The sequence below is a fragment of the Pseudoxanthomonas sangjuensis genome (genome assembly GCF_010211755.1).
Lineage (GTDB): Bacteria > Pseudomonadota > Gammaproteobacteria > Xanthomonadales > Xanthomonadaceae > Pseudoxanthomonas_A > Pseudoxanthomonas_A sangjuensis.
Map to the genome: position 1 here is coordinate 105,525 of NZ_PDWR01000009.1, position 8,460 is coordinate 113,984.

The 8,460-nt window shown below is 67.1% G+C and carries 6 protein-coding genes and 1 pseudogene; all 7 read left to right on the forward strand.

Annotated elements, in window-relative coordinates:
• The first annotated feature begins 64 nt into the window (after nucleotides 1-64).
• A complete protein-coding gene (gene dnaN, locus CSC71_RS06805) occupies nucleotides 65-1,165 on the forward strand; it encodes a DNA polymerase III subunit beta (protein WP_162373608.1) in 1,101 nt (366 codons plus the stop codon).
• Between the two features lie 118 nt (nucleotides 1,166-1,283).
• Complete coding sequence (gene recF / locus CSC71_RS06810) at nucleotides 1,284-2,375, forward strand: DNA replication/repair protein RecF (protein ID WP_162373609.1); 1,092 nt, start codon at nucleotides 1,284-1,286, stop codon at nucleotides 2,373-2,375.
• Between the two features lie 121 nt (nucleotides 2,376-2,496).
• On the forward strand, nucleotides 2,497-4,980 hold the full coding sequence (gene gyrB, locus CSC71_RS06815; RefSeq protein ID WP_162373610.1) for a DNA topoisomerase (ATP-hydrolyzing) subunit B: 2,484 nt from the start codon (nucleotides 2,497-2,499) through the stop codon (nucleotides 4,978-4,980).
• Between the two features lie 31 nt (nucleotides 4,981-5,011).
• Nucleotides 5,012-5,836 (forward strand): CPBP family intramembrane glutamic endopeptidase, encoded by an 825-nt coding sequence (locus tag CSC71_RS06820; protein ID WP_162373611.1) that lies wholly within the window; start codon nucleotides 5,012-5,014, stop codon nucleotides 5,834-5,836.
• A 67-nt stretch (nucleotides 5,837-5,903) separates the two neighbouring features.
• Nucleotides 5,904-6,710, forward strand: a complete 807-nt coding sequence (locus tag CSC71_RS06825) for a M48 family metallopeptidase (protein ID WP_162373612.1) — start codon at nucleotides 5,904-5,906, stop codon at nucleotides 6,708-6,710.
• A 124-nt stretch (nucleotides 6,711-6,834) separates the two neighbouring features.
• Nucleotides 6,835-8,034, forward strand: a complete 1,200-nt coding sequence (locus tag CSC71_RS06830; RefSeq protein ID WP_162373613.1) for a tetratricopeptide repeat protein — start codon at nucleotides 6,835-6,837, stop codon at nucleotides 8,032-8,034.
• Between the two features lie 150 nt (nucleotides 8,035-8,184).
• Nucleotides 8,185-8,334: pseudogene (locus tag CSC71_RS06835) on the forward strand (energy transducer TonB); the annotation flags it as partial.
• Nucleotides 8,335-8,460: the final 126 nt, after the last annotated feature.

The following is an 8,460-nucleotide window of genomic DNA, read 5'->3' on the forward strand; positions in this document are numbered from 1 at the left end:
ACTCCAGCGCCACCGCTTTTCGATTTAATCTACAAACCAGACAAGGCAAGGGGCCGTCCACGACATGCGTTTCAGTCTGCAGCGAGAAGCACTCCTCAAACCGCTGGCCCAGGTCGTCAACGTCGTAGAACGGCGGCAAACCCTGCCGGTACTGGCCAACTTCCTGGTCCAGGTGGAGAAAGGCCAGCTGTCGCTGACCGGCACCGACCTGGAAGTGGAGATGATCGCGCGCAGCGCGGTCGACGACGCGAAGGACGGTGAAACCACGATCCCGGCGCGCAAGCTGTTCGAAATCGTCCGCGCCCTGCCCGACGGCAGCCAGGTCACCGTCTCGCAATCGGGCGACAAGGTCACGGTGCAGGCCGGACGCAGCCGCTTCACGCTGGCCACGCTGCCGGCCAACGATTTCCCGTCGGTCGACGAGGTCGAGGCGACCGAGCGGGTCAACGTGCCGGAAGCGGTGCTGAAGGAACTGATCGAGCGCACCGCGTTCGCGATGGCGCAGCAGGACGTGCGCTACTACCTCAACGGCCTGCTGTTCGACCTGCGCGACAAGACCCTGCGCTGCGTCGCCACCGACGGCCATCGCCTGGCCCTGTGCGAGGCCGCGCTGGAAACCAATGTCGGCGCCAAGCGCCAGATCATCGTGCCGCGCAAGGGCGTGACCGAACTGCAGCGCCTGCTCGAGGGCGGCGACCGCGTGCTCGAGCTGGAAGTCGGCCGCAGCCATATCCGGGTCAAGCGCGACGACGTCAGTTTCACCTCGAAGCTGATCGACGGCCGCTTCCCCGACTACGAGGCGGTGATCCCGATCGGCGCCGACCGCGAGGTCAAGCTGGACCGCGAAGTCCTGCGCGCGGCGCTGCAGCGCGCGGCGATCCTGTCCAACGAGAAGTACCGTGGCGTCCGCGTCGAGGTTTCCCCGGGACAGTTGAAGATCAGCGCGCACAATCCGGAACAGGAAGAGGCGCAGGAAGAGGTCGAGGCCGAAACCAAGGTCGATGGCTTGGCGATCGGTTTCAACGTCAACTACCTGTTGGACGCGCTGTCGGCGCTGCGCGACGAGTTCGTGGTGATCCAGCTGCGCGACGCCAATTCGTCGGCGCTGGTGCGCGAGGCCAGCAGCGAGAAGTCCCGCCACGTGGTGATGCCGCTGAGGCTGTAATGCGAAGCCTGCCGCCAGGGCCCGGCCAACCGTGGCCGGACTTTCCGATACGCCGGTTCCACGTGGAACACGGTCGACGCCCGGAAATCTCCGGGCGTCTGCGTTTCCGGGGGAGGCAATGCGGGTAACCCGGCTGGAAGTGCGCAACCTGCGCCGTTTCGGTTCCGCCGGCCTCGAGCCGGGGCCCGGACTGAACCTGATCACCGGCGACAACGGTGCCGGCAAGACCAGCCTGCTCGAGGCCCTGCATCTGATGGCCTATGGCCGGAGTTTCCGCGGCCGGGTCCGGGACGGACTGGTCCGGAGCGGTGCCGAGGCACTGGAAGTCTTCGTCGAGTGGCGGGAGGGGGCGGAATCGCGCCTGCGTCGCGCCGGATTGCGCCACAGCGGGCAGGGCTGGGAAGGGCGACTGGATGGCGCCAGCGTTTCCCAGCTGGGCGACCTGTGTGCGGCGCTGGCCGTGGTCAGCTTCGAACCGGGCAGCCACGCGCTGGTCGCCGGTGGCGGGGAACCGCGGCGCCGGCTGATCGACTGGGGTCTGTTCCACGTGGAACAGGATTTCCTCCCGCTGTGGCGGCGCTATGCCCGGGCACTGAAGCAGCGCAATGCCCTGCTGAAGGCGGGGGGCGATCCGCGCCAGCTGGACGTCTGGGATCGGGAACTGGCCGAGGCCGGGGAACCGTTGACCCAAAGGCGTCAGAGCTACCTTGAACAGCTGCAGGTGCCTCTGGGTAGGCTGGCCACGGAACTGGTCCCGGGGCTGGGTGCGGCAAGCCTGGAATTCCAGCCGGGCTGGCGTCGCCACGAGCTGCCGCTGGCCGATGCGCTGCTGCTGGCCCGGGAGCGCGACCGCGCCGCCGGTTACACGAGCATCGGCCCGCACCGGGCGGACTGGCGGGTGCGTCATGCGGCCCGGCCGAACGACGAGCCGCTGTCGCGGGGTCAGGCCAAACTGACCGCACTGGCCTGCCTGCTGGCCCAGGCCGAGGATTTCGCGTCACGACGCGGGGAGTGGCCGGTGGTCGCCCTGGACGATCTGGCATCGGAGCTCGACCCGCGGCACCAGCAGCGGGTGGTCGGGCGGCTGGCTGCCAGCGGGGCGCAGGTCTTCGTTACCGGGACCGCGATACCCGACGCCTTCGCCGGCGCCGAACCCTGGTTGTTCCACGTGGAACAAGGCGCCGTGCTGCGACACCCGTCGGCCACCTGAAGGCGGTCCGGCCGGTGACGAAAAATACTCGCACGATACGCTATAATCGCGTGTCAAACTCTATATCTAATGTGTCTCCCGCATTGCCGGGGGCGCGCCAGCATTGCCACGACGCGAACGCATGAGCGAAGAAAACCTCACCGCCCAGAATGCCATCAAGGCCGGCACCCCCGCCGGCAACTACGACGCCAACAGCATCACCGCGCTGGAAGGACTGGAAGCCGTCCGCAAGCGCCCCGGCATGTACATCGGCAACGTCCACGACGGCAGCGGCCTGCACCACATGGTGTTCGAGGTCGTCGACAACGGCGTGGACGAGGCGCTGGCCGGCCACGCCGACACCGTCACCATCACCATCCACGTCGATGGTTCGGTTTCGGTGTTCGACAACGGCCGCGGCATCCCGGTCGGCCGCCACGCCGCGATGAGCGAAAAGCTGGGCCGCGAAGTCAGCGCCGCCGAAGTCGTGATGACCGTGCTGCATGCCGGCGGCAAGTTCGACGACAACAGCTACAAGGTTTCCGGCGGCCTGCACGGCGTCGGCGTATCGGTGGTCAATGCGCTGTCGGAGAAGCTCACGCTCGACATCTGGCGCGACGGCCACCACTACCAGCAGGAATACCGCCACGGCGAACCGGCGTATCCGCTGAAGCAGCTCGAAGCCTCGACCAAGCGCGGCACGCTGGTGCGCTTCTGGCCGGCGAACGATGCCTTCAAGGGCAATACCGAGTTCCACTACGACATCCTGGCCCATCGCCTGCGCGAGCTGTCGTTCCTCAATTCGGGCGTCAAGATCACCCTGATCGACGAGCGCGGCGAAACCAAGCAGGATGTTTTCGAATACGCCGGTGGCATCCGCAGCTTCGTCGAGCACCTGGCGCAGCTGAAGAACCCGCTGCATCCGAATGTCATTTCCGTCACCGGCGAGCAGAACGGCATCACCGTGGACGTCGCCCTGCAGTGGACCGACGCCTACCAGGAAACGATGTTCTGCTTCACCAACAACATCCCGCAGAAGGATGGCGGTACCCACCTGACCGGCTTCCGCGCGGCGCTGACCCGCGTGCTGAACAAGTACATCGAGCAGACCGGCGCGGCGAAGAAGGAAAAAATCACGCTGTCCGGCGAGGACATGCGCGAAGGCATGGTCGCGGTGCTGTCGGTCAAGGTGCCGGATCCGGGTTTTTCCTCGCAGACCAAGGAAAAGCTGGTCACCGAGGAAGTGCGACCGGTCACCGACAGCGTGTTCGGCGCCAAGCTCGAGGAATTCCTGCAGGAAAACCCCAACGAGGCGCGCGCCATCGTCGGCAAGATCGTCGACGCCGCGCGTGCGCGCGAAGCCGCGCGCAAGGCGCGCGACCTGACCCGGCGCAAGGGTGCGCTCGACATCGCCGGGCTGCCCGGCAAGCTGGCCGACTGCCAGGAGAAGGATCCGGCGCACAGCGAACTGTTCATCGTCGAGGGCGACTCGGCCGGCGGTTCGGCCAAGCAGGGCCGCAACCGCAAGAACCAGGCGGTGCTGCCGCTGCGCGGCAAGATCCTCAACGTCGAGCGCGCGCGTTTCGACCGCATGCTCGCCAGTGCCGAGGTCGGCACGCTGATCACCGCGCTGGGCACCGGCATCGGCAAGGACGAGTACAACCCGGACAAGCTGCGCTACCACCGCATCATCATCATGACCGACGCCGACGTCGACGGCTCGCACATCCGCACGCTGCTGCTGACGTTCTTCTACCGGCAGATGCCGGAACTGATCGAGCGCGGCCACGTCTACATCGGCCTGCCGCCGCTGTACAAGCTCAAGCAGGGCAAGAGCGAGCTGTACCTGAAGGACGACGCGGCGCTGAACGCCTACCTCGCCAACAGCGCGGTCGAGGGCGCGGGCCTGATCCCGGCCACGGGCGAGCCGCCGATTTCCGGCGAGGCGCTGGAGAAGCTGCTGCTCGTCTACGCGAACGCGCGCGAGGCGATCGCCCGCAACGCGCACCGCTACGATCCGGCGCTGCTCGACGCGCTGCTCGACTTCGCCCCGCTCGATGCCGAATACCTGCAGCAGAGCGGTGGCGGACGCGACGAACTCGACGCGCTGGAGAAGAAGCTCAACCGCGGCAGCCTCGGCAGCCCGCGCTACGCGCTGCAGCTGCAGCCGGCGACCGAATCGCATCCGGCCGCGCTGCTGGCCACGCGCCGGCACATGGGCGAGGAACTGGTGCAGGTGCTGCCGCTGGCGGTGTTCGAAAGCGGCGAATTGCGCCCGCTGCGCGAAGCCGCGTCGCTGCTGCACGGCCTGATCCGCGACGGCGCGCAGATCGTGCGCGGCAACAAGGCGCAGCCGGTGTCCAGCTTCGCCGAGGCGCAGGCCTGGCTGCTGGAGGAAGCGAAGAAGGGCCGGCAGATCCAGCGCTTCAAGGGCCTCGGCGAAATGAACCCGGAGCAGCTGTGGGAAACCACGGTCAACCCGGACACGCGGCGCCTGCTGCAGGTGCGGATCGAGGACGCGGTGTCCGCCGACCAGATCTTCAGCACGCTGATGGGCGACGTGGTCGAACCGCGCCGCGATTTCATCGAAGACAACGCGCTGAAGGTCGCCAACCTTGACGTCTGAGCTGGTGTCGTCGCCGACAGGAAGTCCGGCCATGGAAGACAACCCGCAGCCCGTCGCCGCAGCGCGGCCGGACGCATTGGCGCGGCGCGGCGCGATCGGCGGTTTCTTCGTCGACCTCGCCATCGCCGTCGTCGTGCTCCTGGCGATGTCGGTGCTGACCGGCATCGCGTGGGCGATGATCCGCGCGGTGCAGGTCGCGGTGCAGGGCGTCGACGCGCAGGACATGCAGGCACTGACGGCCGCGATTGGCCGGCCCGGCGGCCTGGCGATGTTGTGGATGACGCTGTTCAACACCGCGGTCGCCGCGGCGGTGCCGTACTTCTGGCGTCGTCGCGCCAGCGCCGCCGAGCGCGCCATGTCCTTTGCCGCGATCCGCAAGCCCGGCACGTGGGGCTGGATCGGAGTGACCACGGCGGCCGTGTTCGCTTTCAGCAACGGCCTGACCGCGCTGGGCCGTACCGCCGGCTTCGCGCCCGAACCGACCAACATCGCGCCGATCGAACAGGCGATGGCCTCCAGCCCGCTGTTCGTCACCCTGTTCGTGGTGCTGCTGGCGCCCGCCTACGAGGAACTGCTGTTCCGCCGCGTGCTGTTCGGTCGCCTGTGGGCGGCCGGCCGGCCGTGGCTGGGCCTCGTGCTCAGCAGCGCCTGCTTCGCCTTCATGCACGAAATGCCCGGCCTCACCGCCAACAGCGCCCCGGCCACCCTGCTGCTGTGGACCACCTACGGCCTGATGGGCGCGGCCTTCGCCTGGCTGTACCGGCGCACCGGCACGTTGTGGGCGCCGATCGCCGCGCATGCGCTGAACAATGCCGTGGCGCTGCTGGCGCTGCAGCTGTCGACCGCCCCGGTTTGACGAAAAGTTAAGGCTGCTCCGCACACACTTCCGCCCTCACCGGACTTCCCACTGAAGGGGATTGGGCATGAAGCCACGGATGCTCGTACTCGCGGTCGCCGTCCTGCTCGGCGCCTGCGCCACCACCACCTCGCCGACCGGCCGCAAGCAGATGGTCGGCGGCGTTTCGCAGGCAGAACTCAACCAGCTCGGCGCGCAGGCCTTCGCCGAAACCAAGGCCAAGGAAAAGGTCGTCGCCGGCGGCAGCCAGAACGCCTACGTCACCTGCGTGGTCAACGCGCTGGTCGCGCAGCTGCCGGCGCAATGGCGCGGCACCGCGTGGGAGACCGCATTGTTCGACGACAAGGAACCCAACGCCTTCGCCCTGCCGGGCGGCAAGGTCGGGGTCAACACCGGCATCTTCACCGTGGCCAAGAACCAGGACCAGCTCGCCGCGGTGCTGGGCCACGAGATCGGCCACGTCATTTCGCGCCACCACGAGGAGCGCATCACCCGGCAGATGGGCGCGCAGGCCGGGCTCGGCATCCTCGGCGCGCTGGCCGGGGCGAAATACGGTTCCGGCGCGGCGAACACGGTCAACCAGCTGGGCGGGATGACCGCGCAAGCCGCGTTTTTGCTGCCGGGTTCGCGCGAACAGGAAAGCGAGGCCGACGTGGTCGGGCAGCGGTTGATGGCGCAGGCCGGCTTCGACCCGGCGCAGGCGGTGAACCTGTGGCAGAACATGATCGCGGCCGGCGGCAGCCGCCCGCCGCAGTGGCTTTCGACCCATCCCGATCCGGCCGCGCGGATCAGGAAGATGCAGCAGGACGCGCCGGCGCTGGCGCCGACCTACCAGCAGGCGCGCGCGTCCGGGCGCGCGCCGCGCTGCGGTTGAGCATCGCACGCAAGGCCGTTGCGCGGATTCCGGTTTCCACGGGTTTCTGCTAGCGTTGCCACCCCCTGTTTCCCGCGCCGCCCAGCCCGCAGCGCATCCGCTTGTAATTCGTCGAGGTGAACCGATGCTGTCGCGCAATATCAAACGAAACCTGCTGACCCTGGCCGTCGCCGGCCTGCTTGCCGGCACCGTCGTCGCCGAAGCCGCCGCGCAGGACATGCAGACGCGCTCGGAGCAGCGCCGCGCCAAGCAGAAGAAGGGCAACGGCGCCGAGGTGCGTTATCCGGACGCCGCGCGCGAGGAGCCGAAGGTCAAGTCGGCGCCGAAGCTGGCGAAGAAGGAACAGAAGCTGATCGACACCTTCAACGATTCGGAGTTCGAGGCCGCCAAGCCGCTGGCGGAGGAATTGCTGGCCGACCCGGCTGCGACCGATTACGACAAGGCGCTGGTCAATTTCCTGGCCGCGCAGATCGCCTACAACCTCGACGACAATGCCGCGGCGAAGGCCTATGCGCAGAAGGCGATCGAGCTCAACGCGCTGGACAACAACAATCACTTCACCGCGATGCAGTTCCTCGCCCAGCTGCAGACCCAGGACGACCAGTACGCCGAGGCGCTGGCCACGCTCGACCGCTTCTTCGCCGAAACCAAGTCGCAGAAGCCGGAGGACCTGGTGATCAAGGGCAACGCCCTGTACCGCGCCGACAAGCCGGCCGAGGCGATTCCGTTCCTGAAGCAGGCGATCGACGCCACGCCGGAGCCGAAGAACGAATGGGTGCAGCTGCTGATGGCGTCCTATGCCGACGCGGGGCAGAACGCGCAGGCCATCCAGCTCGCCGAGCAGCTGGCGGCCAAGGCCCCGGACGACAAGAAGGCGCAGCTGAACCTGGTCTCGGTCTACCAGCAGGCCGATCAGATGGACAAGGCCGCCGCGGTGCTGGAGAAGCTGCGCGCCGCCGGTCAGCTGACCGAGGACAGGGATTATCGCCAGCTCTACATCACCTACGCCAACATGGACGGCAAGGAAAAGCAAGCGATCGCGGTGATCAACGAGGGCCTGCAGAAGGGCGTGCTCAAGCCCGACCACCAGACCTATATCGCGCTGGCGCAGTCGTATTACTACTCCGAGCAGATCCCGCAGGCGATCGATGCGTGGAAGAAGGCGGCGCCGCTGGCGCCGAACGGCGAAACCTACCTGAACCTGGCCAGGGTGCTGCACCAGGAAGGCCGCATCGCCGAGGCCAAGCAGGCGGCCCAGTCGGCGCTGGACAAGGGCGTCAAGAAGCCGGAGGACGCCCGGAGAATCCTCGCGCTGAAAAATTGAGCCGGCGTGCCGCCGCCAGGCGGTCCGGCGGAGAAAACAATGGTATCCAATCGCTGGATTGTATAAGCTTGGAAATTCCCGCGACGGAAACGTCGCGGTCCACGGAAACCGGGTGCCATGCGGCACCCGCCCAGAAACGAGTCACGCTGCATGGCTGAACAACTGGTCATCAATAGGTATCAACAGGACGAGGGGCCGGAAGGCCTGAACTGGCCGCGCATCATCGGCATGGCCTTCGTCATCGCCCTGCACGCGGCGGTGTTCATGCTGCTGTTGATCCCGGCCGTGGCTCCGCAGGCGGAAAAGCTGTCCTCTTTACACATCTGACGCTGCCGACGAAGAGGATAGCGTAGGAATCCGTGGTGTCGGGATATCTCAGACAACAGAACGACACAGTTCACAGCAATGGTCTCAAGGATTAAGACA

Bases quoted from the DNA above. Each gene is read 5' to 3' on its own strand.
- dnaN (WP_162373608.1), top strand. From the start codon at position 65: ATGCGTTTCAGTCTGCAGCGAGAAGCACTCCTCAAACCGCTGGCCCAG.
- recF (WP_162373609.1), top strand. From the start codon at position 1,284: ATGCGGGTAACCCGGCTGGAAGTGCGCAACCTGCGCCGTTTCGGTTCC.
- gyrB (WP_162373610.1), top strand. From the start codon at position 2,497: ATGAGCGAAGAAAACCTCACCGCCCAGAATGCCATCAAGGCCGGCACC.
- CSC71_RS06820 (WP_162373611.1), top strand. From the start codon at position 5,012: ATGGAAGACAACCCGCAGCCCGTCGCCGCAGCGCGGCCGGACGCATTG.
- CSC71_RS06825 (WP_162373612.1), top strand. From the start codon at position 5,904: ATGAAGCCACGGATGCTCGTACTCGCGGTCGCCGTCCTGCTCGGCGCC.
- CSC71_RS06830 (WP_162373613.1), top strand. From the start codon at position 6,835: ATGCTGTCGCGCAATATCAAACGAAACCTGCTGACCCTGGCCGTCGCC.